Here is a 26,419-nt window from a genome sequence, read left to right on the forward strand (position 1 = left end):
CATTTCGCACTCGCAAAAAATAAGCATTTCTGCGTAAATGTCCTATAGGGGTCGGGGTGCAAGTTAGGGGTGTTTCCTAAGGGAAGCGCGTGAGGGACGATGAATAAGCTTTCCGGACCGCTCGTCGACGGCGGTTCATCCGACACAAATCTGCGCGCCATCGCGCCGTCGCTCGAGAAGCGTCGGCTGCGCGCTTACGTCCTCCTGATGCTGTTCGATGCAGTGCTGATCAACCTTGCCTTTGCAAGCGCCGGCCTGCTCTACGAAGGCTATTGGTGGAGAGCGCAGAACATGCTGGCAGCGCAGACCTTGCTGCCGGTTTATTTTACTATCGCGCTGTATAACCAGACCTATGGCGGGCGCGCGCTCGACGATTGGATGTTCGCCAGCCGCCAGGCGCTTACCGCGCTGGTGATCTCTGCCGCGCTGCTTAACTTCGTCGCGTTCTACACCAAGTCGAACGCCGAGTTTTCGCGCGTCTCGGTCACGCTTGGCTTCATGCTCTCTGTCGTCACCGTAGTCGGGCTGAGGCGCCTCGTGCCGGTCGTGATCGAACGTTTCTGGGGCGGGCGTACCTCCAATCGCCTGATCATTGACGATGGCGGACCAAGCTTCGACCTCGACAATTCGCTGCGCATCACATCGGCCGAGTTCGAACTCGACCCGACCAGCCACGATCCCTTCATGCTCGACCGCCTTGGCAAGCTCTTGCAGAACCAGGACAAGGTCGTGGTCTCGACACCGCAGGAGCGGCGCGAGGCATGGGCGTTTCTTCTCAAATCCTCGGGCGTTTATGGCGAAGTGGTGAGTGAGCCTGCTCACTCGCTCGGCGCGATCGGGGTGCATCGATACGAGGTGCAGGACCGGACAACGCTGGTGATTTCGACCGGACCGCTGGCGCTGCGTTCGCGTATATCGAAGCGCCTCTTTGACATCGTGCTGGCCGGAGGAGCCTTGGTTGTCCTTTCGCCGCTGCTGCTGTTCATCGCCGCCCGGATCAAGCTTGAGGATGGCGGTCCGGTGCTGTTCGTGCAGCGCAGGCTGGGGCGCGGGAACCAGTTCTTCAACATGCTCAAGTTCCGCTCGATGAAGGTCGAGCAGAACGATGCTAATGGCGACCGCTCGACCGCGCGCGACGATGACCGGGTGACAAAGATCGGCGCCTTCATCCGCCGCACGAGCATCGACGAGCTGCCGCAGATCATCAACGTGCTGCGCGGCGACATGGCAATAGTCGGCCCGCGTCCCCATGCGCTGGGAAGTCAGGCGGGGAACAAGCTTTTCTGGGAAGTCGACGCGCAATATTGGCGGCGTCACTGTCTCAAGCCCGGCCTCACCGGCCTTGCACAAGTGCGTGGCCACAGGGGCGCGACGGCGCAGGAGAAAGACCTCACCGACCGGCTTCAGTCGGATCTGGAGTACATCTCCGGCTGGTCACTCAGGCGCGATATCGAGATCGTCTGGCGCACGATCTTCGTGCTGAGGCATGATAACGCGTTTTGACATTCCGCACGCCATCCGGCGTGCGATGTCCTCGCTCATACGGCCTTACGGCCGCGTCGCTGCGGGCGGCCAGTCGGCCTTGCGGTCGCTTGCGCGACCGATGCTCACGCGCCAACCATATCAGTCTTGCGGCACTGTAAAGGTGCCGGTTACGCGGCCATCGCTGTTCGTGGTGGTCTGCGCACCGCTGGCGCGTCCGTCCATCGTTGAAAGCCCGGTGTCGAGGTTGATGACCAGACGCCCGCCATTGAGCGTGTCGGTTCCGCGGCGAAGGCTCACATTACCGGCCATGGTGATGATCCGGCGGTTGAAGTCGTAGACCGCGACATCGCCGCTTGCGCGCTCATTGCCGCGCGTGACCACGACGTTGCCGTTTGCAGTAATGCGCTGAACGTCGAGCGATCCGTCATCGGTGTAGCTCGCGAGCATGCGCTGAGACCGGACACGAAGGCCCGCCTGATCGACGGTCACGCCGCCGGTCAGAACCACCCGGTTCGCGCGGTCATCAAACGCGATGTTCCCGGCATCGAATGATACCGGCGCGCGGGTGTTGTGCGAGGCGATGCCTTGCGCGGAAAGCGTCATCCCACCAGCGGCAACCAGCCCGAGAGCAAGGCCGCCAACGGCCCAGCTGAGCGCAACTTTTCCGAGGTTCTTCGTCATTGCCGTCATCCTATCAGGGCATCCGTAACTCACCGGGCACCATTCTAAGCCGCGCATTGCCATCAAGGATGATCGTGCGCGCATCAAGGTCGCCCTGCATGGTGTCTGCCGAAAACGTGCCAGCGGGGACTGCCCCTTCGACACCGCCTTCGCCGCTCATCGTGCGGGTTTCGAGGTCAAAGGCGACGCCGCTTGCGGTCATCGAATAGCCATCGGCGGTGCGCACGCGCAGCTCGCCGTCGACCGAAACCACTTCTTCGTTGATATCGTAAACACCGCCCGGAGCCATTAGGCGCGCTGGCCCATCCTGAAGCAGCAATTGCGCCATCAGGTCGTCCATACGCACTTTGCCCTCGGCGCTGGAACGCTGAACCGCTTCGCCCGCCGTGATCGAGAAAGGGCGACCCTGATTGTCGCGCCCGCGGTACATGGCGTTGTCGACGCTCAGCCGCTCGTCGATGACGGAGACGGCGTTGCGGTCGAGCAGGAAGCTGACTTCACCGCGCGGTGACAGGGGCGTGATGATCATCAGCGCGGCGAGCACTCCGACACCCATAGGCAGCGCGCGTGCGAGGAAGGCGACCAAGCGGTCATGGTTGCCACCGGGCGCCGCGAAGTGCTGACGCCGCGAACGCAGCGCCTTGGCTTCACTGGTCTCGATGCGGCGCTTGATAACCATGGCGGCTGTTTACGCGTAGAACCCTTCATTGTGGCTGAATATGTCGCGCCCGTCCCAACCTGCGATATCGAGCGCGGCTCTTGTCGGGAGGAAGTCGAAGCAAGCCTGCGCGATCTCCATGCGCCCTTCACGTTCGAGCCTCACGATCAGCTCATCGCGCAGTCGGTGAAGGTAGCGCACGTCGCTTGCCGCATACTCACGCTGCGCGTCGTTCAGCTCAGGCCCGCCCCAGTCAGAGCTCTGCTGTTGCTTCGAAATGCTTTCGCCGAGCAGTTCGTCGGTGAGGTTCTTCAGGCCATGACGATCGGTGTAAGTGCGCACCAGCTTCGATGCGATCTTGGTGCAGAAGACGGGCGCTGCGACAACGCCGAGATAATACTGGATCGCGGCCAGGTCGAAGCGTGCAAAGTGATAAAGCTTCACCCGGCTTTCATCAGCGAGGATCGCCGAGAGATTGGGCGCTTCGTAATCGCTGCCCGGAGAAAAGCGCACGAGGTGCTCATCGCCTGATCCGTCACTGATCTGGACGACGCAGAGGCGGTCGCGGTGGGTGATGAGACCCATGGTCTCGGTGTCGACTGCGAGCGGGCCGGTGCCTTCAAGCACGCCTGCGGGCAGGTCTTCTTCATGGAAATGGACTGTCATCGCCACCGCCATTACGCGTAATGGGGATAGAGGGAAAGGGGACTCTCGCCTGCGCAGGGCTGGGCGGTGTAGTCATGGCGCTCGATGGCTTCCGAAGAGATACCCGACAGCTGGCGCGAGGCGCTTGAGCCGGTGCTTCAGACGCCCGAAGCGCGCCGTTTGGGCGGGTGGCTGCGCGCCGAAGAGGATGCGGGCAAGGTGATCTACCCACCGCGTGGGTCACGGCTGGCAGCGCTCGCCGCAACGCCCCTGCCGCAAGTGCGCGTGGTGATCCTCGGGCAGGATCCCTATCACGGGCCAAACCAAGCGCATGGCTTGAGTTTTTCGGTTCAGGACGGGGTCAAACAGCCTCCTTCGCTGGTCAATATCTTCAAGGAGCTTGAAAGCGATCTGGGCATCGCGCGGCCATCGACCGGCAACCTGATGCCGTGGGCGAAGCAGGGCGTGCTGCTCCTCAACAACACGCTGACGGTCGAGGCGGGACAGGCGGGCAGCCATGCGGGACGCGGCTGGGATGCGATCACCGATGCGGCTGTCGAGGCCGTTGCGACGAGCGGCGAGCCAACAGTTTTCGTCCTGTGGGGCAGCCATGCGCGCAAGAAAGCGGGCCGGGTCAAGGGGCTTGGCACGGGCGATCATCACCTCGTGCTGACCTCGCCTCACCCAAGTCCGCTGTCGGCGCATTCGGGCTTTTTTGGCTCCAAGCCGTTCAGCCAGGCCAATGCCTTTCTCGAAGCCCAAGGCCGCGGCAGCATCGATTGGACGCTATGACCGAGGACGAAGCCCGCGCTGCCTTGCTTGAACGCCGCGAACAGCTTGTCCGCGAGGATGCTGCAAACGCGGATTCTCGCGATACGGTCGAACTTCAGCAGGACAGCGTCGGGCGCCTCTCACGCATGGATGCGATGCAGCAACAGGCAATGGCCCAAGCGCAGGAACGCCGCCGCGCAGCGGAACGCACGCGGATCACGGCTGCGCTGACGAGATTGGATGAAGGCGAATGGGGCTATTGCCTGCGCTGCGGCGAGAAAATCGCGGAGGCGCGTTTGAGGCACGATCCCAGCGTCGCGGTATGCGTGGGTTGTGCAAGCGGAGTGGACTAGTCCAACCGAACCGTATTGCCCTTGAAGATCCCCGAACACACCGCCCCTTCAACGGCCTGGCCCGAGGGGCTGGTCGCTTCGAACGCGGTGGCAAACACGTCGCCATTTCCGCATGCGAGATAGGCGTAACCTGAAATCTCAATGTCGGAGTAGCCTTGTATCTCCAGCACTTCTCGCGCGCGGTCGGGCTGGGTGCAGGCAACAGGGGCGACAAACGGGAAGGCAACCACCGCCGCTGCGATCAGGCCAAACTGGACAAGCCTTCTGCGCCTCATCCGAAACTCCTTCTGGTGGGTCGCCGGAGCATTATGTGCCCCGCCGCTCGCATCAAGGCCTACATTAAAACCCCGCGGTCAGCCTAGCGCCGACAATCACCCCGGTGTCGCGGAACGCAACCGCGCTGTCGACCACCTGCACGTTTGCGGTGAGGCCGAGCCCTTCGGCAAACTGGTATGTGTAGAAAGCCTCGACCCCGTTTTCGTCCTCGATCGGCAGGCGGAAGGCGATGTCGTCGACCAGCTCGTCGGTGAGCGAATAGTGGAAATAGGCGATGCCGAAGCGGTCCTGCGGGCGGTAGCCGGGGTTGCCCGAGATGCCGAAATAGCCCGAATAGTCGAGGAAGGTCGGATCGCCGTTTGAGGCCTGGAAGCGGGCGAGGATGCCCCAGCCCTTGCCGCGCGCCTGCGGGTGCATCTTGAGGAACTGGTAGAACGACAGCTGCATCGCCACTTCGCCGCTCTCGTTGCCAAACGTGCCGAAAGGCTGCGGCGGCGGGGTGAGCGCGCGCGGCAGGATGTCCTGCGCGAAGCTGTCCCGCGTCGAGCCGACGATCGCGAGGTTCACGATCCCAGGCAAGCGGTTGATAGTGGTGCGGCGCGCGGCTGCGACCATGAAAGCGATGCCACTTTCGAAAGCGGTCTCGAAACCGGTGCGTTGGTACTGGCTGTCGGGGTCGAACACCCATGCGCGGTAGATCATCTTGCCCTTGGGCACGGTCAGCATTGCGCCGGTCAGCGTGTTGGGCACGACAGCGGTCGGCGGCAGCGCGATGCCAAGGTTCTGGAACCCGTAGTGACCGTCACTCGCAACGATCGGCAGCGCGCCGGAGATATCGAGCACGTTCATCTTGCCGATCTCGAAAGTCGCGCCCGATGGCCATTGATATTCGAGGCTGGCCGAAAGGTCGAAGTCGCCCTTGCTCTCGGGCCGGAACAGCGCGGTGTTGTTCGGAATCAGTCCGATCTCGCCATTCGACGTCTTGCCCCAGGTGTATTCGGGGCGGATCTTGAGCTTGAGGTTCGATGGGCCGCCATAATAGCTGCCGCGCACCTCGAGATATCCATCGACCCGGCCCGAATAGCGGGCAAGGCTGCGCGCATCGCCTGCCACGGGCACGTCGACGAATTGCGAGGCGACCACGCGAAGATCGACCGGCTTGGGAGCCGGGCGGGAGGGCGGAGCAGCCACAGGAGTTGCAGGGCCGGTCTGCGGGGCGAGCTCGACCGTCTCGTCGATCTCAAGCAGGTCGGGCGAAGCCTTGCCGCTTGCCGCGAGTTCGAAGGTCTCGGTCGTAAGTTCGACTTCGCTTGTTTCGGCCAAGGCAGGGTTTGCGGCGGCAAGGGCGAATGCACTTGCTGCGAATCCTAGCGCGCCAGCGCGGCGGCTGCGTGAAATCATGACGACCCTTATCCTCTCCTGCAGGCGCATTATCAGCGCGCCTTCGCTCCCTTGCACGGGAGAGAGGCAAACCACCGCCACCACAGGCGGTCAAGACAGGTTCAACCGCAATGCACGATTTATCCGCGCTTGTGGCTTTCGTGTTTGGTTAAGAAGTCGCTGATTTACCGGGGCAATTCACTCGCGCCCATCAGCGCCTCGTCCACTGCGCGGGCTGCCTGGCGGCCCTCGCGGATGGCCCATACGACAAGACTTTGACCACGGCGCATGTCTCCGCAGGCGAAGACGTTCTCGACATTGGTGCGGTAGTTTTCGGTGTTGGCGCCCACGTTGCCGCGGTCCGTGAGATCGACACCCGCCTGTTCGAGCAGGCCTGCCTTCTTCGGCCCGACAAAGCCCATGGCGAGCAGGATCAGGTCGGCCTTGAGCGTGAATTCGCTGCCGACGATCTCGCGCATCTGGCCATCAACCCACTCCACGCGGGCACATTCGAGGCCTGTGACGGCTACGCCATCGCCCACGACGCGCTTGGTGAGAACCGCCCAGTCGCGTTCGACGCCTTCCTCGTGGCTGGAGGAAGTGCGCAGCTTCAACGGCCAGTCGGGCCAGGTCAGCGCCTTGTCTTCCTTTTCAGGGGGCTTGGGCATGATTTCAAGCTGGGTGACAGAGGCCGCGCCCTGGCGGTTGGACGTACCCACACAGTCCGAGCCGGTGTCGCCGCCGCCGATTACGACGACATGCTTGCCGGTCGCCTTGAGCGTTCCGCGCGGGGCTGCGCGCTGTTCGTCGTCGCCCGCGTTGCGCTTGTTCTGTTGGGTGAGGAATTCCATTGCGAGGCGCACGCCCGGCATCTCCGCGCCCGGGATGGCAAGCTGACGCGCATCTTCGGAGCCGCCTGCAAGCACGACCGCCTCGAAGTTTTCCTGCAAGTTCTTGAACGAGATGTCGACGCCCACTTCCTTGGACGTTTTGAAGGTCACACCCTCGGCCTCCATCTGAACGCAGCGGCGATTGATGAGGTGCTTTTCCATCTTGAAGTCGGGAATGCCGTAACGCAGCAGGCCGCCAATCCGATCGCTCTTCTCGAACAAGGTAACCGAGTGCCCCGCGCGCGCAAGCTGCTGCGCGCAGGCCATGCCGGCAGGGCCGGAGCCGACGACTGCGACCGACTTGCCGGTCTTCTTCTCGGGCACTTGCGGAGTGACCCAGCCTTCTTGCCATCCGCGATCGACAATCGCGCATTCGATGCTTTTGATCGTGACAGGCTGGTCGACGATGTTGAGCGTGCAGCTTGCCTCGCACGGCGCAGGGCAGATCCGGCCGGTGAACTCGGGGAAATTGTTGGTCGAATGCAGCAGGTCGAGCGCGTTTCGCCAGTCCTGTTCGTAAACGAGGTGATTCCAGTCCGGGATCAAGTTGTTCACCGGACAGCCGTTGTGACAATAGGGAATGCCGCAATCCATGCAGCGCGAGGCCTGCGCAGCGAGCACGTCGTCGCTCGGCTGCACCACGAATTCGCGGTAATTGTTCAGCCGTTCTTCGGGCGCGAGATAGTCGCGCTCGCGCCGATCCAGTTCGAGAAATCCGGTGTCCTTGCCCATCTTTTCCTGACCTTATTCCGCTGCCACGCTGGCGGCTTCCTCGCGCTCTGCCTCGAGCGCTTCGAGCGCGCGCTTGTAGTCGCGCGGCATGACCTTCACGAAAGCGCCCAGCGCCTTGTCCCAGTCGGCGAGCAGCTCGCTCGCAACCGCGCTGCCCGTGTGCAGCTGGTGGCGTTCGACGAGGATGCGCAGGCGCTCTCCATCGTGGCGCAGCATGTCGCCCATGCCGAAATCGTGGACCGAGCTGCCGCGCTGCTGCGGGCGTCCGGTTCCGTCTTCGGCATCGCGCTCTGCCGTTACGGGTAGCAGGTCGACCTGTGCGTGATTGACGAGCGCGCTGAACGCGCCGTCGGGATCGTAGACATAGGCCACGCCGCCGCTCATCCCGGCTGCGAAATTGCGGCCTGTCTTGCCGAGCACGACCACGACGCCGCCGGTCATGTATTCGCAGGCGTGATCGCCCGCGCCTTCGACCACGGCAATCGCGCCTGAATTGCGAACGGCAAAGCGCTCGCCCGCGACGCCATTGAAATACGCCTCGCCCGCAATCGCGCCGTAAAGCACGGTGTTGCCAATGATGATGTTGGCGCTGCTTTCGCGCGGAACGCCGTCGGGCTGGCGCACGATGATCCGGCCACCGCTCAGCCCCTTGCCGACATAGTCATTGGCATCGCCGACAAGGTCTAGCGTCACGCCATGCGCAAGCCATGCGCCGAAGCTCTGTCCCGCAACGCCTGTGAGGTTTACGCGGATCGTGTCAGCGGGCAGGCCTTCGTGTCCATGCGCCTTGGCAATCGCGCCCGACAGCATCGCGCCGACCGTGCGGTGGACATTGGTGATAGTATAGTCGAGCTGTACCGGGGTCTTCGCCTCGATAGCGTCCGTTGCATCGGCGATAAGCGCGTTGTCCATCGCCGCGCCAAGTCCGTGGTCCTGCCCCTCGGTGTTGCGAAGCGGTGCACCTTCCTTGAGCTCCGGCTTGTGAAGCAGGCGCTCAAGATTGATCCCGCGCGCTTTCCAGTGACGGTGCATGCGCGTCATGTCGAGCCGGTCGACGCGGCCAACCATTTCCTCGACTGTGCGGAAGCCCATTTCGGCCATGATGCCGCGAAGCTCCTCGGCGACGAAGAACATGTAGTTGACCACATGCTCAGGCTCACCGGTGAAGCGCGCTCGCAATACCGGGTCCTGCGTCGCGACGCCGACCGGACAGGTGTTGAGGTGGCACTTCCTCATCATAATGCAGCCAGCCGCGATCAGCGGGGCGGTGGCAAAGCCAAACTCGTCCGCGCCCAAAAGCGCGCCGATGGCAACGTCGCGTCCGGTGCGAAGGCCGCCATCGACCTGAACCGCGATGCGCGAGCGAAGATCGTTGAGGAGCAGCGTCTGCTGCGTCTCGGCAAGACCGATTTCCCAAGGGGATCCGGCATGGGTGAGGCTGGTGAGCGGTGATGCGCCCGTTCCGCCATCGTAGCCGGAGATGGTGACGTGATCCGCACGCGCCTTAGACACGCCAGCGGCAACCGTGCCCACGCCCACTTCGGAGACGAGCTTCACCGAAATGCGCGCTTCGTTGTTCACGTTCTTGAGGTCGTGAATCAGCTGCGCGAGGTCTTCGATCGAGTAGATGTCGTGGTGCGGCGGCGGGGAGATGAGGCCCACGCCCGGCGTCGAGTGACGCACAGCGCCGATGCGCTTGTCGACTTTGTGGCCAGGCAGCTGACCGCCTTCGCCGGGCTTCGCGCCCTGCGCCATCTTGATCTGGATGTCGTCGGAATTGGCGAGATATTCGGTCGTCACGCCAAAGCGGCCAGAGGCAACCTGCTTGATCCGGCTACGCATGGAATCGCCGTTTTCCAGCGGGGTGAAGCGGAAGGGTTCCTCCCCGCCTTCGCCTGTGTTCGAGCGCCCGCCGATACGGTTCATAGCAACCGCCAGCGTCGAGTGCGCTTCGTGGCTGATCGAGCCAAAGCTCATCGCGCCGGTGCTGAAGCGCTTGACGATCTCGGATGCCGGTTCGACTTCGTCGAGCGGCAACGGCTCGTCAGCGGTCTTGAACTCCATAAGCCCGCGAATGGTGAGCAGGCGTTCGCTCTGCTCATTCACCGACTTCGCAAATTCCTGATATTGCTCGGAGACATTGCCGCGAACCGCGTGCTGCAATTGCGCGACGTTTTGCGGGGTCCAGGCGTGTTCCTCACCGCGCAAGCGGTATTGGTAGATCCCGCCCACATCGAGCATGCCCTTGTAGAGCGGGTTGTCGCCATAGGCCTGTGCGTGGCGGCGGATCGCTTCTTCGGCGACCTGCTCCAGCCCGACGCCCTCGATGGTCGTGGCGGTGCCGGTGAAATACTTGTCGATGAAGGCGCTCGACAGCCCCACCGCGTCAAAGATCTGCGCGCCGCAATAGGATTGGTAGGTCGAGATGCCCATCTTGGACATGACCTTGCGGATGCCCTTGCCGACCGCCTTGATGTAGTTCTGCTGCACTGCATCGGTTGTCGCGCCCGGATGCTTGCGGCGGCGAATGTCTTCTAGCGTCTCGAACGCCACGTAAGGATTGATTGCTTCGGCGCCATATCCGGCGAGCACACAGAAATGATGCACTTCGCGCGCTTCGCCGGTTTCGACGACGAGCCCGGTCTGCATGCGCAGTCCCTGCCGGACGAGGTGATGGTGCACCGCTGCGGTGGCGAGCAGCGCCGGCATCGGAACGCGGCCCTCGTCCTGCGCGCGGTCTGACAGCACCAGGATGTTGTGATCCTGAAGCACCGCCTCGGTCGCGGCCCAGCACATTTCCCTGATCGCGAGTTCGATCCCCTCGACGCCTGCCTCGGCGTCCCAGGTAATGTCGATTGTCTCGCAGCGGAAAGCGCCATCCATTACGGCTTCGACGGAGCGGATCTTGGCAAGGTCATCATTCGTCAGGATCGGTTGATCGACCTCAAGCCGCTTGTGCGTACCCGCATCATGGCCGAGCAGGTTCGGGCGCGGGCCAATCATGGAGAGCAGGCTCATCACCAGCTCTTCGCGGATCGGGTCGATCGGCGGGTTGGTGACCTGCGCGAAGTTCTGCTTGAAATAGTCGTAGAGCAGCCGCGCCTTGTTCGAGAGAACCGCAATCGGCGTATCGGTGCCCATCGAACCGACTGGATCATCCCCCTTCACCGCCATCGGCTCGAGGAACCGCGCAATATCTTCCTGCGTGTAGCCAAACGCCTGCTGGCGCTGGAGCAGGGTGGTGTGCTCTTCGGCGAGCTCGGATAGTTCGGGCTCGATCTCGCTGATGTCGTCGAGGCGGACCTGCGCCTGGTCGAGCCATTCGGTGTAGGGTTCGGCCCCCGCAAGTTCCGCCTTAAGTTCATCATCCTCGATGATGCGACCCTGTTCGAGGTCGATCAGGAGCATCTTGCCCGGCTGGAGCCGCCATTTGCGAACGATGTCCTCTTCGGCAAAGGGCAGCACTCCGCTTTCGGACGCGAGGCACACGATGTCGTCCTTGGTAACGCAGAAGCGAGCGGGACGAAGGCCGTTGCGGTCGAGTGTTGCACCGATCTGCCGGCCATCGGTGAAGCAGACCGCGGCGGGCCCATCCCATGGCTCCATCAGGGCAGCGTGATATTCGTAGAAGGCGCGCAGTTCGGGCGCCATCAGCTCATGCTTGTTCCACGCCTCGGGGATGAGCATCATCATGGCATGTGCGAGGCTGTATCCGCCCGCGATCAGCAATTCGAGCGCGTTGTCCAGACAGGCCGTATCCGATTGCCCGTGTGGGATCAGCGGCCACATCTTGTCGAGATCGGGGCCGAGCAGGTCGCTTTCCATCGTGCGGCGGCGCGCATTCATCCAGTTCACGTTACCGCGAACCGTGTTGATCTCACCATTGTGAGCGATGAAGCGGAACGGGTGGGCAAGCCGCCAGCTCGGGAAGGTGTTGGTGCTGAAACGCTGGTGCACGAGGCCGAAAGCGCTGACGCATTCGGGGTCGCGCAAATCGTCGTAAAAGCTCTGCACCTGCGTTGCGAGCAGCAGGCCCTTATAAACAATCGTGCGGGTCGACACGGAGGGCATGTAGGTTTCGGTGAGACCCGGAAGTCCGTGCTTTTCAGCCAGTTTTGCGAGCGGATTGAGCGTCTGCTTGCGGATCGCGAGGAGCTTGCGCTCAAACGCGTCCTGATCGGGCGTGCTATCACCCTTGGCGATAATAGCCTGCTGGATCACGGGCATCGACGCAATCACCGCATCGCCAAGCCCATCAAGCGTGGTTGGCACATCGCGCCAGCCGATGAGACGCTGACCTTCCTTGGCGAGCAGCTTTTCGAAACGATCTGCAACGAAGCCTCGCGCGACCTCGTCCTTCGGCATAAAGCTCATCGCGACGGCATAGTCGCCGGGTTCGGGAAGCTCGTGCCCATGTTCGTCTGCCCAGCGCTGAATCAGCGCGTGCGGGATCTGCATCAAGAGGCCAGCGCCATCTCCCAGAAGCGGGTCCGCCCCAACTGCACCGCGATGGTCGAGCTTCTCGAGAATCTCGAGCGATTGCTCGACGATCGAGTGGCTACGCTCACCCTTGATATGAGCGACCATGCCCACACCGCAGGCGTCGTGTTCGTTTCGCGGGTCGTAGAGACCCTGGGGAGCGGGTTGACCCACCATGGCAAGCTTTCCGTTCTGTCAGATGTCGATACCGCGGCGATCCCGAAGGGTTCGCATATTCGATCTCGACCAGAAATACGCGCGCTCACGGTTTTTGGCCGCAGCCGCGCATCGTTGGCCGACTCTAATGCAGGCGGATATGCCGTTTTGCAACCGCGAAAAGCGAAGGAATATTACAAGGATGCAAAGGCAGGCTTTAATGACGTTGCGTCAATGTGGCTTTTGCGAGTCGCTTTCAGCGATTTTGCCGATTCTCAGCGGGTTGGGTGGCAGCGCCCCGTCGAGCCTTTGCCGCGCTTATGCTGCGCCGCGAAGAGTCTGCAACTTGGCGAGCGCGTCGCGCAGATCGCGCTCGGTCTGGCCGAGCTGGTCGCCCGGCTTTGCGGGAGCGGCAGCTTGTGTGTCAAAGCCGCTCTCAGTGAACATCGTCAGCGCCTTGAGCGCTTCGGCCAGCGCTGCATCGCGGCCCGGCGCGTGTCCGGACTGACGCTCGCGCTCGCTTTCCTGATGCTGATGCAGGGCGCCAGCAAACCGTTCGACCATTTCGACAAGGCTGAGTTCGTCGGTTGGCCGCTCGCGCAGTTTGTCGAGCGCAGAGGCCGGAACGGGTTTGGGCTTTGCGGCGGGCGCTTTGGCGCCTTCCTCCACGACCCAAACTGCATTTCGGCCCGGAAGCTCAGCAAATTCGGCAAGGTCGAGTTCGCGCGGCTTGTCTGATTGCGTACTGCGCTCTGGCTTTTCGACGAGCGGTGATTTGGAAGACTCGTCTACAGCTGCTGCCTCGCACGAAGCGCCTTCGCAGCATTCGATCAGCGCCTGCTTGTACTGCCCGTGAGTGAAGAGCGCATTGGCTTTCGGAGCTTCGTCTTCGGGGCCTTCGATGTCGTAGCCGCGCTGCGCCAATTCACCGAGCGTTTCACCTCGGGGCGCGCCATTGTACGCTTGCCCACCCTCGCCGGCTTCAGCCTCTTCGGGATCGGAGAAATCCGCGTCGAGCGGCGCATCGAGGCTTTCACTGCCAAGGTCGGCTGCCGGGTCGATGGGGCGCGTGCGGCTAGCATGATATGCCGAGTACACGCCGCGGCTTGCTGCCGGTTTGGCGGCGCGAGAATGGAGCGTGGATGAGACGCCGTAGCCAAGCACGCCGCCGATCACTGCTGCGGCTGCGGCAAGCACGATGCGCGCGACCAATCCTGCGACCAATCCGCCAGAAAGTGTCCCGAGCTTGTCGATCATCCCCTGCGGCAGGACGACCATGATCAGGCCGAACAAAGCGGCGCCCCAGATCGTGACGATCGGAATGAATGCCTTGTGAGCCGCGACGCCCGCGAAGGGTCGCTTGGAGGTGGCAGCCTTGCGCCGTTTGCTCGGCTTGGCTTCTTTGATCTGGCTCAGTCGCATGGCGCCCTTTTGTGCTTCTCTTCGCATGGGGCGCATCGATCGTTCTCGCTACGCCCGTAATCCCTGTTCTGGCGAAAGCGGACCCGAACCGACTTCGCCGTCAATTCGGGTTAACAAGAGATGGTAAACGTCAAGATAACGCCGCGCATTTGCGTGCCAGTCATGACGCGAACGGACATGGTCCAATCCATTTGCACGCAGCGCGTCCCATTCGCTTCGTGCATCAAGCAGATCGCCGAGGGCCCGTGCGCAAGACGCCGGTTCGTCGGGAGCAAACAGGAAACCCGTCTCGCCATGTGTGATGAGTTCGCGATGGCCACCTACGTTGGAGGCAGCAACAAGGCGGCGCTGCGCCATGGCCTCCAGCGGTTTGAGCGGGGTAACGAGATCGGTGAGGCGCGAGGCTTTGCGCGGATAGGCCAGCACATCAATCAGCGAGTAATAACGCTCGACCTCGTCATGCGGGACGCGGCCTGCGAAGATAACGGCTTCGGGCTCCGGCAGCTTTGTGACAGCTTCGCGCCATTCGCCTTCCATCTCGCCAGCGCCAACCAAAAGCAGCCGAGCGCCGGGATGCGAGCGTCGCAGGATCGGCATGGCTGCGATCAGGTCGTCGATGCCCTCATAGTCGTAAAAGCTGCCGATATAGCCGATCACGGGCGCACTGTCGTTAATGCCGAGCTCGGTCGCTAATGCATTGTCACGAGGGACCGGTTCACCAAACAAGGTGAGATCGACGCCGTTGGGCATCACGCCGATTTTGCCGCCCGGAATGCCGCGGGCCACGAGATCGTCGCGCAGACCGTTGCAGATCGTGAACACCGCATCAGCGCGCGCTGCGACCTGCGTTTCGAGGCTGCGCGTCAGGCGATACTTTGCCGACCCTTCCTTGCCTGTGCGATTGCCGACCGCTGCATCTTCCCAAAACGCGCGGATTTCATAGACGAGCGGGACGCCAAGGCTGCGCGCGGCTCTCAGCGCAGCGCCGCCATTGAGCGCCGGGGAATGAGCGTGAATGATGTCCGGGCGCCAATCCTGCGCCAGTTCGCGGATCGCGTCGCTCGTTGCAGCCATTTCTCGGAATTCGCGCACCAGCATGGGCCCTGTCGAAACGCCCAGCGTGCGGTGGAAGGTCAGCCCGTCGAACTCTTCCTCCTCATTCTCCCATTCAGCCTCGGCGTTGTGACGCTGCGAGGTCAGGCCACGGACTTCCAGCCCCAGCGCTTCCTGAGCTTTCAGGATTGCACGCGTGCGGAAGGTGTAGCCGGAATGCAGCGGCAGCGAGTGGTCGAGGACGTGGAGGACGCGCGTCATGGGAAAGGCAAATAGCGCAACCATGCTTAACGGGCCGTCAACCGCGCTCCTGTACGGCGATCCTTGCCATGATTGACTATTTCGCACTCGCGCTGGGCCACGGCCTGTTGGCGCTCGCCTTGCTTCGGCTGGTGTTGCGCGAGGAAACCGACGTCGATCCGCGTCTCAGGGAACTGGACGAAAAGGCCGAGGCGGCGCGCGAGGAGGGCAGCGCGGCGAGCCGCAATGCGCGCCGGCGTGCGCAGATGAAGGACGGGTCGGGCCCGAAATGATCGATCTCTTCCTTATCGCCTTTATCGGATATGTGCTGGTGCTCGGCATCAAGCGCCCGTTCCTTTGGGTGCTGCTCTATATCTATATCGACATCCTCGCCCCTCAGCGCATCGGCTATTCGCTGATCACATCGCTGTCGGTGTCGCTGATTGCGTTCGCGGCGGCGTTCGGAGGCTGGCTCGCGCTCGACAGCAAGAAGGGCGCGCGCTTCACCGGCAGACAGGGGCTGATGCTGCTGTTTCTGCTTTACTGCTGGTGGACGACGGGCTTTGCCGACTTTCCCGAAAACGCTGCGACCAAGTGGGACTGGGTGTGGAAGGCGATGCTGTTCGCCATCTTCCTGCCGCTGACGCTGACTACGCGGCTGCGGATCGAAGGCGCGCTTCTAACCATGCTCCTGTCGATGGCGGTCATCATCGTCGGCGGCGGGATCAAGGTCGTCTTCGGCGGCGGCGGATACGAGACCCGCATGCTGATCGTGAACGATAATTCCGGCATCTATGAGACCAGCGTCCTAGCCTGCATGGCGATCGCGATCATCCCCGCGATCCACTGGTTCACGCGGCATGGTACGATCTTTCCGCCCGACTGGCGCGTGAAGCTGTTCGGCTATGCCTTCATTTTCGCCTGCATCCTGATCCCTGTCGGCACCGAAGCGCGCACGGGGCTTGTCTGTTTTGCGGTGCTGCTGCTGCTCACCTTCCGGCATGTGAAGAACAAGGTGCTCTTCGCTGGGCTTGGCGCGATTGCGATGATCGCGGCGATCCCGTTCCTGCCCGCCAGCTTTACCGAGCGCATGGGCACGATCACCGAGTTCGAGCAGGACCAGAGCGCCTCGACCCGCGTCGCGGTGTGGAGCTGGACGCTCGATTACGCTGCCGAGAATCCGTGGGGCGGCGGGTTCGACGCCTATCGCGGCAATTCGTTCGAATACCGCATGCGCGTGGAAGAGACTGCGGGCGGCACAACCTCGGTCACCTATCAGGACGTGGTCGATGAGGCGCGTGCCTATCACTCGGCGATTTTCGAGGTTCTGGGCGAGCAAGGCTATCCCGGCCTTATCCTGTGGAGCCTGATCCAGATCACCGGCCTTGTCTCGATGGCGCGCATCCGCAAACGATGGAAGGGACGCGTGGGACCGGACAAGCAATGGCAGGCGCCACTGGCCTCAGCCTTGGCGCAGGCGCAGATCATCTATCTCGTCGGCGCGCTCTTTACAGGCATCGCCTACACCCCGCCGATGCTGCTTTTGCTCGCCTTCCAGATCGGATTGTCGAGTTACCTCAAGCAATGCGAAGAGCCCGTTGAAGCTGCGACCGCGCGCCCTGTATCGCGCCGCGCGCGTCCGACGATCGGCAAACCGAGCGAGGCTATATGAGCGTTGCCGGATCGCCCGTTTCAAAATCGCGTCTGCAGCTTGACCAGCTGACGGGTTTGCGCGGGCTCGCGGCGTGGTTCGTGGTGCTCTACCACATCCGCCTCAGCCTCACCGCGATCCTACCGGGCGAAGCCATCGCGGTGTTCTCCAAGGGTTATCTCGCGGTCGATTTCTTCTTCATGCTCTCAGGCTTCGTTATGTGGCTAAGCTATGGCGAGAAGTTCCGAACCCAAGGCTGGGCGCAGACCCGCCCGTTCCTGTGGAAGCGATTTGCGCGCGTCTGGCCGCTTCACGCGCTGGTTCTGTCAGGCTTTGCGATGCTGGCGCTCATGCTCGCGCTGACAGGCCGCCCCACCGGCAACTATCCGTTGGCAGAGTTGCCACTTCACGTTCTGCTGATCCAGAACTGGGGGTTTACGAGTGAGCTTGCATGGAACCCGCCCGCCTGGTCGATCAGCGCCGAGTTTGCGGCTTATCTTGCGTTTCCCGCGCTCATCCTCGCAGTCCGATGGGAGCGGCTTGGGCTTCCGTCGCTGATTGCGGCGCTGGGAGCGATGGCTTTGTGTCTGCACGCCTGGTTCGCAGGGCTCGGATACGCGATCCTGGACGACGACATACCGCGCACCGGCCTCGTACGCTGCCTTGCCGAGTTCACCATGGGGATCGCGCTTGCACAGATTTGGCGGCAGATGCGCGATGCGGGACGTGGCGGCGCGATACCTTTCGCGGTCAGCGCCGCGCTAGCCATCGCGGGGCTCGCACTTGGCCTTCCCGAAACGCTATGGGTTCCGGCCTGCTTTGCAAGCCTGCTGCTCGCGCTCGCACTTGATGGCGGCATTCCCGCCCGCGTTCTGGGATCGGGCCCGCTCGTTAAACTCGGCGACTGGAGCTATGCGACGTACCTTTCGCACTATCTTCTGTTCGTGGTTTTCAAACTGGCCTTTGTCGGCAGCGATCTCCAGATCGGCTGGATCGGCCTTGCCGTCTATGGCGCGCTCGTTCTTGCCGTCTCCGCAGCGCTCTTTGCCGGATTCGAGAAACCGGCGCAGAAATGGCTTAATCAGCGTACTCCCCTGCTTCTCAAGTCCGCCTGACGTTAGGGCACGCTACGTCCGAGTGCCGGGGGCTTGCCCTCGCGGCGTTTGTCGCCCAAACCGCGCGCGGATTTAGGGACTCAACACTCAAAAGGGAGAGCCAAATGACCCCGCAGGATCTCGCAGCCAAAGTTGGCGAAACCATCGGCACCAGTGACTGGGTCGAGATGAGCCAGGAACGCATCAACCAGTTTGCCGATGCGACCGGTGACCACCAGTTCATTCATATCGACGAAGAAAAGGCCAAGATGACCCCGTTCGGCGGGACCATCGCGCACGGCTTCCTCACACTTTCGATGATGCCTTACCTTGGCGCGAACAGCGACACGCCCAAGCTCGACGGCGTGAAGATGGGCGTGAACTATGGCGGCAACAAATGCCGTTTCCTCTCGCCCGTGCGTGCAGGAAAGCGCATTCGTGGCCACTGGAAGCTCACCGAAATGGTCGAAAAGCGCCCCGGCCAGTGGCAGCAGACCTGCGAAGTGACGATGGAGATCGAGGGCGAGGAAACGCCTGCTCTGATCTGCGAGTGGATCACTCTCTACTTCGTCTGAAGCCCACTTTCAGCGCGCGAAGAAAATCTGACGCGCTTTTGACCTATTCAGTCTCCATCTTGTGAAGACGGGGACGGACCCACACGTTTGAAAGGATACCTCTCATGTCACGCGATGCAGTCATCGTCTCCACCGCTCGCACGCCGATTGGCCGTGCTTACAAGGGCGGCTTCAACGCCACGCCGGGCGCAACGCTCGGTTCGCTTTCCTTCGCTCCTGCCGTTGAGCGCGCCGGTATCGACGCCGGCGAGATCGACGATGTCGTTTGGGGCGCTGTCCTCACGCAAGGCACGCAGGCCGGCAATATCGGTCGCCAGGTCGCACTTCGCGGCGGCGCTCCGGTGACGGTGGCTGCCCAGACGATCGACCGTCAGTGTTCCTCGGGCCTGATGGCAATTGCGACGGCTGCCAAGCAGATCGTGGTCGACAATATGAATGTGGTCGTCGGCGGCGGTCAGGACTCGATCTCGATGGTCCAGACGCCCGAAATGCGCGTCGCTCCCGACCCCTCGCTGATCGCGATGCACAAGGACGTCTACATGCCGATGCTCGGCACCGCAGAGACGGTTGCTGCGCGCTACAATATCAGCCGCGAAGCGCAGGACGAATACGCGCTCCAGTCGCAGATGCGCACCGCAGCAGCTCAGGAAGCGGGCAAGTTCGACGACGAGATCGTGCCCGTCAGCACCACCATGATGGTCAAGGACAAGGAAACCGGCGAAATCTCGCAGGTCGAAACCACCATCACCAAGGACGAAGGCAACCGCCCCTCGACCACGCTTGAAGGCCTCCAGAGCCTCAACCCGGTGATGGGCCCGGACAAGGTCATCACTGCGGGCAACGCCTCGCAGCTTTCCGACGGTTCTTCGGCAAGCGTTTTGATGGAAGCCAAGCTTGCCGAGCAGAAGGGTCTTCAGCCGCTTGGCCGTTATGTCGGCATGGCTGTTGCCGGAACCGAGCCTGACGAAATGGGCATCGGCCCGGTCTTCGCCATTCCCAAGCTGCTCAAGCAGACCGGCCTCAAGATGGACGATATCGGCCTTTGGGAACTGAACGAGGCGTTTGCGGTGCAGGTGCTCTACTGCCGCGACAAGCTCGGCATCGATAACGACATCCTCAACGTCAATGGCGGCTCGATCTCGATCGGCCACCCTTATGGCATGACCGGCGCACGCTGCACCGGCCACGCGCTGATCGAAGGCAAGCGCCGCGGTGCGAAATATGTCGTCGTCACGATGTGCGTCGGCGGCGGCATGGGCGCAGCTGGCCTGTTCGAGGTCTTCTAAGCAAGGGGTTGACCCTGATGACAGATGGGCGCTGGCCTGTTCTCGATTACGCAGCCGACAAGGCGATGATCGAGACGTGCCACGCCTATCTGCAGATTATCGGCAAGCTTCCCACCCGTGCGCGGGTATGGACCAATCATGGGTGGCAGCTTGCCCTTCGCGTGACGCCGCGCGGCTTTCGCACCTACCCGGTAGCCGTCGGCGATCACGAAGCGGAATTGCTGTTCGATTGCCTCGCAAGCGAGGTAGTGCTCGAAACCTCCGCGGGATTCCGAGGCTCGGTTGCGCTCCATGGGCAGACGGTCGCCGAGCTTTTTCAGAGCCTAACGGGGCTTCTAAGGCGCGCTGGGATCGCGCCGGACATTGGCGGCTCGCCCAATGAGGTCGACCCCGCAGTCCCTTTCCAATCCGATGACCGCCCGCGCAAATGGGACGAGGGCGCACTGCGCCGCTTCCACGCCGCTTTCCGCAGCGCCGACCGGGTCTTCACGCACTTCCGCAGCTTCTTCGTCGGCAAGTCCAGTCCAAGCCATCTCTTCTGGGGCAGCTTCGACTTGGCCGTCACGCGCTTCTCCGGGAAAGAAGCCCCGCTCCACCCGGGCGGTGTTCCCAACCTGCCTGACCGTGCCACGCGCGAAGCCTATAGCCACGAGGTCGCCAGCGCCGGTTTCTGGTTAGGCGGCGGTGGGATCGAGGAAGCGGCTTTCTACGCCTACGGATATCCCACCCCTGATGGCATTGCGGAAGCTTCACTGGAAACCGATGGCGCATACTGGGATGCGCAGCTTGGCGAGTTCATCCTGCCCTATGCGGCAGTTGCGATGGCCGATGACCCGGACAAGGCGCTGATTGGTTTCCTGCATGAGACCTACGAGGCAATCGCGGAGCGCGCAGGCTGGGACAGGGCCGCGCTGGAGATACCCGGCGGACGATTGGGACGGCCCTATGATGTTGCCAAACTGAGGGATATGCGCGGATGACCGGAGGCCGCGACCGTGCTCGCCTTGTCGCATCGCACTGGGTCTGGCTGTTCGTGATCCTGCTTGTGTCTAGCGCGTTTGATTACTGGGACCATATCTCGCGTCCAGGATCGGTCTTTGCTCAGGCTCCGATAGCCTGGCTGGGGTTTACTGTCGCATCGTTCCTGACGTTGTTCGCGATTGCGCGCGTCGCTGCATGGGCGCTTGGCCGGTTTGCGCGCTTGCCCGAGCTCCCCGCGTCGACCCTCGGTATCCTGTTAGCGGTTGCAGTTCACCTGCTCATCGCCGGCCCATTGTGGGACCGGGTTTTCTGGTTGGGGAGGCTGCAATTTGATGCGGTCCTCATGCCGGCATTCATCGCCGCGCTGCTTTATCTGTTTTACCGGGCAGTCTTTGCACTGATCCAGCGCCTGATGGTCCCGCCGCGTAGCCGCGCATAGGCGCTGCTCCTATCCAAGAAGCCGCTGCGCCTCTTCGTCGATCACGGCTATGACTTCGGCGGCGCTGGCATTACTGCGGATAAGGCCGGTGCTTTCGCCTACAGTTACGTGCGCTCGCGAATAGTCGCCGGTTGCAACGCCTTCTTTGTAGCGTGCAACTGCGGCAGCGGGGTCAGCGGCAAGCTCTTTGATGCGGCCCTCCCACTCGCGGTGGATCGCGTTTCTCAGAGCGCGGAAATCGAAGTGGGCAGGCCAATTTTTCTCGCGCAGGATGTCGAACACTTTCGAGCGGGCTGAACCGTCGCCGCACGCGTTGACCGCCTCCGCAATCGCCGCATCGGGAGCAAGCGATTCCCGCGTTGCCCATAAGCGCGACCCGACAAGCGCACCGTCTGCACCAAGCATGAGCGCAGCGGCCAGGCCGCGACCATCCGCTACGCCACCGGCAGCGAGCAGTTGAACGTGTGGCGCATGACCTGCAAGCCAGTCCGCAATTTCGGGCACGAGCGTGAACGTGCCGCGACCGTCGAGGGCGTTCATGCCATGCCCGCCAGCCTCACCGCCTTGCGCGACGATTACATTCGCGCCAGCGTCGACGGCTTCGGGCAGTTGCGCGATCGTCTGGATCTGGCAGATCAGAGGTACACTGGCATCGGTGATCCGCCTCGCAATCGCGGTCGGGTCACCGAAAGAGAGCATGATAGCGGCAGGCTTTGCCGGACGCTCGAGCACCCAATCGAGCGCGGAGGCGTCCTCGTCCAGCTTCCAGGTGATGAACCCGCAGCCCAATTTCGCCAGGGCGGTTGCATCGCCCGCCAGCTCATCTTCGGCTGCCCCGTATTCGCGGCTCGTCCAGTCGAGATCGCCGTAACTCCCGCCGATCAGCGCGAGCGCTCCTGCCTTTGCGCAAGCGGCGGCCAGCGATCCTCCGGTCGCGAATGCCATTGGGGCAAGCGCAATCGGGGTGGTGAGGCCGAACCTTTTGGCAAACCGGCTCTCGCTCAGCCGAGTGCTCATTGCGCACTCTCATTCTCGCGCATGGCCATGATGTAATCGGTTAGCGCATCGATCTCTTCCTCGACCAGCACTCCCTCCCATGGAGGCATGGCGTAGCTCATCCCGACCGCTTCGCCGCCGCCCGAAATGGCAAGGCGAACATGGTCGCGGCTGCGCGTTGCGAATTCGTCCGAATGGAAACTGATCGGTGCCGCGCCTGCATTTTCCAACAATGCTGCGGCGTCCGGTCCGTCGCCATAGCCGTTCTCGCCGTGGCAACGCGCGCAATTGGTGACGTAGCTTTGACGGATTTCAAGCTCTGTGAGTGGGACAGCCTCTGCCGCCGCGGCTTGCCCACCGCCGCCAATGCTGGCCTGCGCGCCCGCATCCTTGCGCACCAGTTCGACGATGGCCCCGTTTGGCGAGGAGGAGGAGCCCATCACCGTGATGAGGATGCGATCATCAGGCGTCTGGATCATCGAGGTGAAGCCGCGCTGCGCATATTTGTCAGCCTGCCCCAGCACCTCGACCTCTTCGGTGACTTCATCGACGGCAGGCATCGCCCAGAACTTGCCCGAGTAATTGTCGCCAAACAAATATTTGCCATCGAGGGTGGGCCAGCGCGACCCGCGATAGACGATCCCGCCGATGACCGAACGATCATAGGCGGTGTGGCGATAAGTAAAAGCAGGGCCTTTCTGCTGGCCGTGGATGACCGGCGGCGGCGCGAAGGTGGTGTCTTCGCGGCCTTCGATGAAGGGGAACTGGTAGTTCATGCCCTTCTCGATGACGTTGACTTCCTCCCACACGGTCGAGCCGACCTCGCCTGCCCAGATCGAACCGTTGGCCGGGTCGAAGGCGAAGCGGAAGGGATTGCGAAGACCGATGGCGTAAAATTCTCCCAAGGCGTCCTCGCGCCCGGCGAAGGGATTGTCGAGCGGTATCGAATAGCCGCGCGATGCTCCGTTTTCCGGCTGGCGCAGGATCGGGCCTGAGACGTCGCCACCCTGATTGAGCACGTCGATCCTGAGGATGCCACCTGCAAGCGTCGTGTCGATGGTCTGATGGCTGTCCGCCATGTCGAGCTCGCCAATGGCGATGTAGAGCATGTCGTCAGGGCCGACCTCGACATGCCCGCCATTGTGATACTGCGTGGGCGGGCGGCCGATCTCGATCAGGTTCTGCTGGCTTGCAAGCACGGCTTCGGGATCGCCCGCGCCAAGATCGAAGCGCGCTAGGTAGTTGGTCTGAGCGTCTGTCTCGAAGCTGGTGAAATAGGCGTAGAGAAAACTGCGACCTTCCTCGCCAAAGCGCGGGTCGAAATCAAAACCCATCGCACCGTTTTCGAGGTTCACCTCGCCCACCTGATCGGCGAAATCGACGAGCAATTCCTTGGTGCCGTTGTCAGGATAGCCGATGCGGTAGAGGCGTCCAGCGCGCTCGAGCACGACCATTTGGCCGGGTTCGCCCGGAACCATGCGGATCATGATCGGCTGAAGCAACTGGGTCTGCGTGTTGACCGGCACAGTGATCCAGTCACCGTCGACCGAGACGTTCTGCTGTACGCGAAATTCCGCGACCGCATCGCGGAACTCCTGGCTCACGACATAGGCAACCGCTGCTGCGAGCGGAGCGATGGTGACGAGGATCGCCAGCCATGCGAGCGGGTTCTTGAGCGAGGTGAAGAGCGCGACGATAACTTCGCCAAGGCGCCCGATGATGCCCTTCTCGCGGTTGCCGCCGAACACGGCATAACCGGCAACGAAAAGCACGACGCCAACCAGAAACGCGCCCACGAGCAGGCGATGCGGGAAGACGCTCGCGCTCATGAGGAACAGCGTCAGGGATCCTGCGCCCCACGCCGTGCCCCACGCATAGACCTGAGCGGCCGTGCGCCGAGCGGTTTCAAACACTCCCTGTTTTGCAAAAACAGCGACCAGCGAAAAGACGACAAGGCTCGCCACCATCAGATAAGTCACCGTGTTGGCGAGATCGTCTCCCGAAAGCTCGACTTCGGGAAGCGGCAGCGCGAGGCGGATGAGCGCGTGCGTCACGTCCACCAGCGCATAGCCCGCGCCCAGCGCCAGACCTGCGATGACCACGCTGATCGCTATTCCGAGAATTCTTTGCATAAATACCCTTCAATGCGCGAAGCGAAGGTGCGCTGGTGAGGCTGCACTGTTAACCGTGTTTTCGTAACAATTCGCCTAACTGTGAATCGACAAACGACACGTCTGCCAACCCCCTTTCTGCAAGATTCCTCCGAAACCATGACTTTGACTTTATTCACGCCAGCCCGGCGATGCGGCGTTTTTGCTGCCCTATCGTTTGCGCTGCCGGTCTCAGCCCAGGCGCAGGAAGAGGCGCCCGCAATCCTCGTCGAGGCCAATCTTGCCGATCCGGCGAGCGATGCGGCAACGAGCGCAAAGTTGCTCGATGAGGATCGTCCGGGCGTGCGCGGGGTAGTTTCGGTCACCGAAGACCTGTCGCTGCTTCCCGGTGTCGTCGCGTTCGATAAGGGCGGGCCGGGGGCAGGCTCCTACGTCTCCATCCGCGGCGGCGAGCCCAATTTTGCACTGGTGACGATCAACGGAGTGCGGGTCGACGATCCGCTCAATTCGAGCGGCGGCGGGCTCGATTTCTCGCTGATCGACCCTGAGATCGTGCAGCGCATCGCGGTCGTCTCAGGCCCGCAATCGACCGCGTACGGCGCCGATGCCCTGTCAGGCGTCATCGCGCTGGATGTCGGACCGCTCGGCAGCGGCGCTTCGGCGCATGCCGGTATCGGGAGCGAGGGGCGCTACAGGTTCGGTGGATCACTGGGCGTAGAAGGCGATGCGGGCTCATTCGGCATTGCTGGCGGTTTTCTCGACAGCGACGATTTTGTGCCGGGCACTACGAGCGAGCGTTACTCGATTGCTGCCACGGCCTCGCCCGACCTTGGCGCGACTGTCAGCTTCGACCTGTTCGCCGTCATCGCGGGAAGCGAAAGCGAGGGCTTTCCCGAAGACAGCGGCGGACCCCAGCTTGCTGTCATTGGCGAACTTGAGACCCGCGAGAGGCAACAGATTGCAGTGGGAGGCACGCTTGCTGCCGCGCTTGCGCCCGATCTCACCGCGCAGTTGAGGCTCGGCTACTCGCAAAGCGACCTTGAAACCGACGCGCCCGGCATCGCGCCCGGCGCGCTTGACGGCGTGCCGCCGATCGTTTCGGACAGCCAGCTTGAGCGGTATGAGGCGGTGGCGAGCCTCACGCATCGCCCGGCTGACTGGCTCTCGCTCGAGGTCGGCACCAGTTTCACGCGTGAAGATGGAGAGAGCACTGGCTCGCTCGATTTCGGCGTGCTGATCCCCACCGCCTTCACGATCGAGCGCGACATGCCCGGCGTGTTCACAACGGTCACTATTGCGCCCGGATCGGGGGTGGAACTGAGCGGGGGCCTTCGCGTCGATTGGCCCGAAGATGCCTCGGCCCGCTGGACGCCGCGTATCGGCGCAAGCGTGCCAGTTGCCGAAACTGGCACGCGACTGTTTGCCAACTACGCGCGCGGTTTCAAGCGGCCCAGCCTGTTCGCGCTCGGCTTCCCGCTGATTGCCAATCCCGACCTTGAAGATGAACGCAGCGAGACTTTCGACGCGGGGGTCGAACTCACCCCCAATGGCGAAGGCTGGTCGCTGACGGCTGCCTACTTCAACGCGACCTACCGCAACCTCGTCGATTTCGAGCCCGAGCTCTTCACCAACGTCAATCGTAGCCGCGTCGAGATCGACGGCTTCGAAGCGGCGGGCACTTTGCAGATGGGAGAAGTGAGTGCGCGCGCGGCCCTCACTTACCAGACAACGAGCAGTGCCGACGGCGCTCAGCTGCGTTTCCGGCCTGACTGGACCGGGCGACTTGCCATCCGCTGGCAGGCATTGAGCACCCTTGCGATCACGCTCAACGGGGAGTTTTCAAGCAGCTTCAACGATGCGTCAGTGCCGACCGGCTTGCTGCGCAATCCGGGCTTCGAGACGCTGGCGCTCGACGCAGAATGGCAAGCCAATAAGAACGTCGCGATCTTCGGCGCGCTGCGAAACCTGACCGATAGCGATTTCGAGCGGACGGTCGGTTTTCCAGAGCCGGGTCGAAATGTGTTCGTCGGGGTGCGAACGCGGTTCTGAACCACCGCGGCGCTTA

The 26,419-nt window shown here is 62.5% G+C and carries 22 protein-coding genes; 11 read left to right on the forward strand and 11 right to left on the reverse strand.

What is annotated here, in order from left to right:
* The first annotated feature begins 99 nt into the window (after positions 1-99).
* Positions 100-1,503, forward strand: coding sequence for an exopolysaccharide biosynthesis polyprenyl glycosylphosphotransferase (locus NAP1_RS13640; RefSeq protein ID WP_007165904.1), 1,404 nt, complete (start codon positions 100-102; stop codon positions 1,501-1,503).
* Positions 1,504-1,623: 120 nt separating this feature from the next.
* Here NAP1_RS13640 and NAP1_RS13645 read toward each other — a convergent pair whose 3' ends face one another.
* From NAP1_RS13645 to NAP1_RS13655, 3 genes are read right to left on the reverse strand one after another with little or no spacing between them, the layout of a single operon-like run.
* On the reverse strand, positions 1,624-2,175 hold the full coding sequence (locus tag NAP1_RS13645) for an LptA/OstA family protein (RefSeq protein WP_007165905.1): 552 nt from the start codon (positions 2,173-2,175) through the stop codon (positions 1,624-1,626).
* 4 nt (positions 2,176-2,179) lie between these two features.
* On the reverse strand, positions 2,180-2,845 hold the full coding sequence (locus NAP1_RS13650) for a hypothetical protein (protein ID WP_007165906.1): 666 nt from the start codon (positions 2,843-2,845) through the stop codon (positions 2,180-2,182).
* Between the two features lie 9 nt (positions 2,846-2,854).
* On the reverse strand, positions 2,855-3,490 hold the full coding sequence (locus NAP1_RS13655) for a ribonuclease D (RefSeq protein ID WP_040465072.1): 636 nt from the start codon (positions 3,488-3,490) through the stop codon (positions 2,855-2,857).
* Positions 3,491-3,574: 84 nt separating this feature from the next.
* On the opposite strand from NAP1_RS13655, the gene ung reads away from it, so the two are divergent.
* Entirely contained in the window at positions 3,575-4,261 is a 687-nt protein-coding gene (ung, locus tag NAP1_RS13660) for a uracil-DNA glycosylase (RefSeq protein WP_007165908.1), read from the forward strand.
* On the forward strand, positions 4,258-4,593 hold the full coding sequence (locus tag NAP1_RS13665) for a TraR/DksA C4-type zinc finger protein (RefSeq protein WP_007165909.1): 336 nt from the start codon (positions 4,258-4,260) through the stop codon (positions 4,591-4,593). Before ung ends, NAP1_RS13665 begins: the two co-directional genes overlap by 4 nt.
* Here NAP1_RS13665 and NAP1_RS13670 read toward each other — a convergent pair.
* The 6 genes from NAP1_RS13670 to NAP1_RS13700 all read right to left on the reverse strand — a co-directional run bounded on the left by NAP1_RS13670 (position 4,590) and on the right by NAP1_RS13700 (position 15,266).
* Complete coding sequence (locus NAP1_RS13670) at positions 4,590-4,868, reverse strand: hypothetical protein (protein ID WP_007165910.1); 279 nt, start codon at positions 4,866-4,868, stop codon at positions 4,590-4,592. The two genes, NAP1_RS13665 and NAP1_RS13670, sit on opposite strands and share 4 nt — an antisense overlap.
* Positions 4,869-4,932: 64 nt before the next feature.
* Positions 4,933-6,270 (reverse strand): carbohydrate porin, encoded by a 1,338-nt coding sequence (locus NAP1_RS13675; protein ID WP_007165911.1) that lies wholly within the window; start codon positions 6,268-6,270, stop codon positions 4,933-4,935.
* A 164-nt stretch (positions 6,271-6,434) separates the two neighbouring features.
* On the reverse strand, positions 6,435-7,871 hold the full coding sequence (locus NAP1_RS13680; protein ID WP_007165912.1) for a glutamate synthase subunit beta: 1,437 nt from the start codon (positions 7,869-7,871) through the stop codon (positions 6,435-6,437).
* Positions 7,872-7,883: 12 nt separating this feature from the next.
* A complete protein-coding gene (gene gltB / locus NAP1_RS13685; RefSeq protein WP_040465073.1) occupies positions 7,884-12,524 on the reverse strand; it encodes a glutamate synthase large subunit in 4,641 nt (1,546 codons plus the stop codon).
* A 300-nt stretch (positions 12,525-12,824) separates the two neighbouring features.
* The gene (locus NAP1_RS16075) at positions 12,825-13,955 is read right to left on the reverse strand and encodes a hypothetical protein (protein WP_156777281.1); all 1,131 of its coding nucleotides are present in this window, start codon (positions 13,953-13,955) and stop codon (positions 12,825-12,827) included.
* Positions 13,956-13,976: 21 nt separating this feature from the next.
* Entirely contained in the window at positions 13,977-15,266 is a 1,290-nt protein-coding gene (locus NAP1_RS13700; protein WP_007165915.1) for a TIGR04063 family PEP-CTERM/XrtA system glycosyltransferase, read from the reverse strand.
* Between the two features lie 44 nt (positions 15,267-15,310).
* Here NAP1_RS13700 and NAP1_RS13705 point away from each other — a divergent pair, with 44 nt between their 5' ends.
* The 7 genes from NAP1_RS13705 to NAP1_RS13735 all read left to right on the forward strand — a co-directional run bounded on the left by NAP1_RS13705 (position 15,311) and on the right by NAP1_RS13735 (position 21,247).
* Positions 15,311-15,514, forward strand: coding sequence for a hypothetical protein (locus NAP1_RS13705; protein ID WP_007165916.1), 204 nt, complete (start codon positions 15,311-15,313; stop codon positions 15,512-15,514).
* Positions 15,511-16,893 carry a DUF5935 domain-containing protein gene (locus NAP1_RS13710; RefSeq protein ID WP_007165917.1) on the forward strand — a complete coding sequence of 461 codons (1,383 nt, stop codon included), beginning with the start codon at positions 15,511-15,513 and terminating at the stop codon, positions 16,891-16,893. The genes NAP1_RS13705 and NAP1_RS13710 overlap by 4 nt, the downstream gene beginning before the upstream one ends.
* Positions 16,890-17,987: an acyltransferase gene (locus tag NAP1_RS13715; RefSeq protein ID WP_007165918.1), complete on the forward strand. Its 1,098-nt coding sequence runs from the start codon at positions 16,890-16,892 to the stop codon at positions 17,985-17,987. Before NAP1_RS13710 ends, NAP1_RS13715 begins: the two co-directional genes overlap by 4 nt.
* Before the next feature lie 104 nt (positions 17,988-18,091).
* The gene (locus NAP1_RS13720; RefSeq protein ID WP_007165919.1) at positions 18,092-18,541 is read left to right on the forward strand and encodes a MaoC family dehydratase; all 450 of its coding nucleotides are present in this window, start codon (positions 18,092-18,094) and stop codon (positions 18,539-18,541) included.
* Between the two features lie 104 nt (positions 18,542-18,645).
* Complete coding sequence (locus NAP1_RS13725; protein WP_007165920.1) at positions 18,646-19,827, forward strand: acetyl-CoA C-acyltransferase; 1,182 nt, start codon at positions 18,646-18,648, stop codon at positions 19,825-19,827.
* 17 nt (positions 19,828-19,844) lie between these two features.
* A complete protein-coding gene (locus NAP1_RS13730) occupies positions 19,845-20,807 on the forward strand; it encodes a DUF5996 family protein (RefSeq protein WP_007165921.1) in 963 nt (320 codons plus the stop codon).
* The gene (locus NAP1_RS13735; RefSeq protein ID WP_007165922.1) at positions 20,804-21,247 is read left to right on the forward strand and encodes a hypothetical protein; all 444 of its coding nucleotides are present in this window, start codon (positions 20,804-20,806) and stop codon (positions 21,245-21,247) included. The genes NAP1_RS13730 and NAP1_RS13735 overlap by 4 nt, the downstream gene beginning before the upstream one ends.
* 9 nt (positions 21,248-21,256) lie before the next feature.
* Here NAP1_RS13735 and NAP1_RS13740 read toward each other — a convergent pair whose 3' ends face one another.
* Positions 21,257-22,264, reverse strand: coding sequence for a nitronate monooxygenase family protein (locus tag NAP1_RS13740; protein ID WP_007165923.1), 1,008 nt, complete (start codon positions 22,262-22,264; stop codon positions 21,257-21,259).
* The gene (locus NAP1_RS13745) at positions 22,261-24,375 is read right to left on the reverse strand and encodes a PQQ-dependent sugar dehydrogenase (protein ID WP_007165924.1); all 2,115 of its coding nucleotides are present in this window, start codon (positions 24,373-24,375) and stop codon (positions 22,261-22,263) included. The genes NAP1_RS13740 and NAP1_RS13745 overlap by 4 nt, the downstream gene beginning before the upstream one ends.
* A gap of 138 nt (positions 24,376-24,513) precedes the next feature.
* On the opposite strand from NAP1_RS13745, the gene NAP1_RS13750 reads away from it, so the two are divergent.
* Complete coding sequence (locus NAP1_RS13750) at positions 24,514-26,403, forward strand: TonB-dependent siderophore receptor (protein WP_007165925.1); 1,890 nt, start codon at positions 24,514-24,516, stop codon at positions 26,401-26,403.
* Positions 26,404-26,419: the final 16 nt, after the last annotated feature.

Origin of the sequence: Erythrobacter sp. NAP1 (genome assembly GCF_000152865.1) — a bacterium.
Classification (GTDB): domain Bacteria; phylum Pseudomonadota; class Alphaproteobacteria; order Sphingomonadales; family Sphingomonadaceae; genus Erythrobacter.

Bases quoted from the DNA above. Each gene is read 5' to 3' on its own strand.
- NAP1_RS13640 (WP_007165904.1), top strand. From the start codon at position 100: ATGAATAAGCTTTCCGGACCGCTCGTCGACGGCGGTTCATCCGACACA.
- NAP1_RS13645 (WP_007165905.1), bottom strand. From the start codon at position 2,175: ATGACGGCAATGACGAAGAACCTCGGAAAAGTTGCGCTCAGCTGGGCC.
- NAP1_RS13650 (WP_007165906.1), bottom strand. From the start codon at position 2,845: ATGGTTATCAAGCGCCGCATCGAGACCAGTGAAGCCAAGGCGCTGCGT.
- NAP1_RS13655 (WP_040465072.1), bottom strand. From the start codon at position 3,490: ATGACAGTCCATTTCCATGAAGAAGACCTGCCCGCAGGCGTGCTTGAA.
- ung (WP_007165908.1), top strand. From the start codon at position 3,575: ATGGCTTCCGAAGAGATACCCGACAGCTGGCGCGAGGCGCTTGAGCCG.
- NAP1_RS13665 (WP_007165909.1), top strand. From the start codon at position 4,258: ATGACCGAGGACGAAGCCCGCGCTGCCTTGCTTGAACGCCGCGAACAG.
- NAP1_RS13670 (WP_007165910.1), bottom strand. From the start codon at position 4,868: ATGAGGCGCAGAAGGCTTGTCCAGTTTGGCCTGATCGCAGCGGCGGTG.
- NAP1_RS13675 (WP_007165911.1), bottom strand. From the start codon at position 6,270: ATGATTTCACGCAGCCGCCGCGCTGGCGCGCTAGGATTCGCAGCAAGT.
- NAP1_RS13680 (WP_007165912.1), bottom strand. From the start codon at position 7,871: ATGGGCAAGGACACCGGATTTCTCGAACTGGATCGGCGCGAGCGCGAC.
- NAP1_RS16075 (WP_156777281.1), bottom strand. From the start codon at position 13,955: ATGCGAAGAGAAGCACAAAAGGGCGCCATGCGACTGAGCCAGATCAAA.
- NAP1_RS13700 (WP_007165915.1), bottom strand. From the start codon at position 15,266: ATGGTTGCGCTATTTGCCTTTCCCATGACGCGCGTCCTCCACGTCCTC.
- NAP1_RS13705 (WP_007165916.1), top strand. From the start codon at position 15,311: ATGATTGACTATTTCGCACTCGCGCTGGGCCACGGCCTGTTGGCGCTC.
- NAP1_RS13710 (WP_007165917.1), top strand. From the start codon at position 15,511: ATGATCGATCTCTTCCTTATCGCCTTTATCGGATATGTGCTGGTGCTC.
- NAP1_RS13715 (WP_007165918.1), top strand. From the start codon at position 16,890: ATGAGCGTTGCCGGATCGCCCGTTTCAAAATCGCGTCTGCAGCTTGAC.
- NAP1_RS13720 (WP_007165919.1), top strand. From the start codon at position 18,092: ATGACCCCGCAGGATCTCGCAGCCAAAGTTGGCGAAACCATCGGCACC.
- NAP1_RS13725 (WP_007165920.1), top strand. From the start codon at position 18,646: ATGTCACGCGATGCAGTCATCGTCTCCACCGCTCGCACGCCGATTGGC.
- NAP1_RS13730 (WP_007165921.1), top strand. From the start codon at position 19,845: ATGACAGATGGGCGCTGGCCTGTTCTCGATTACGCAGCCGACAAGGCG.
- NAP1_RS13735 (WP_007165922.1), top strand. From the start codon at position 20,804: ATGACCGGAGGCCGCGACCGTGCTCGCCTTGTCGCATCGCACTGGGTC.
- NAP1_RS13740 (WP_007165923.1), bottom strand. From the start codon at position 22,264: ATGAGCACTCGGCTGAGCGAGAGCCGGTTTGCCAAAAGGTTCGGCCTC.
- NAP1_RS13745 (WP_007165924.1), bottom strand. From the start codon at position 24,375: ATGCAAAGAATTCTCGGAATAGCGATCAGCGTGGTCATCGCAGGTCTG.
- NAP1_RS13750 (WP_007165925.1), top strand. From the start codon at position 24,514: ATGACTTTGACTTTATTCACGCCAGCCCGGCGATGCGGCGTTTTTGCT.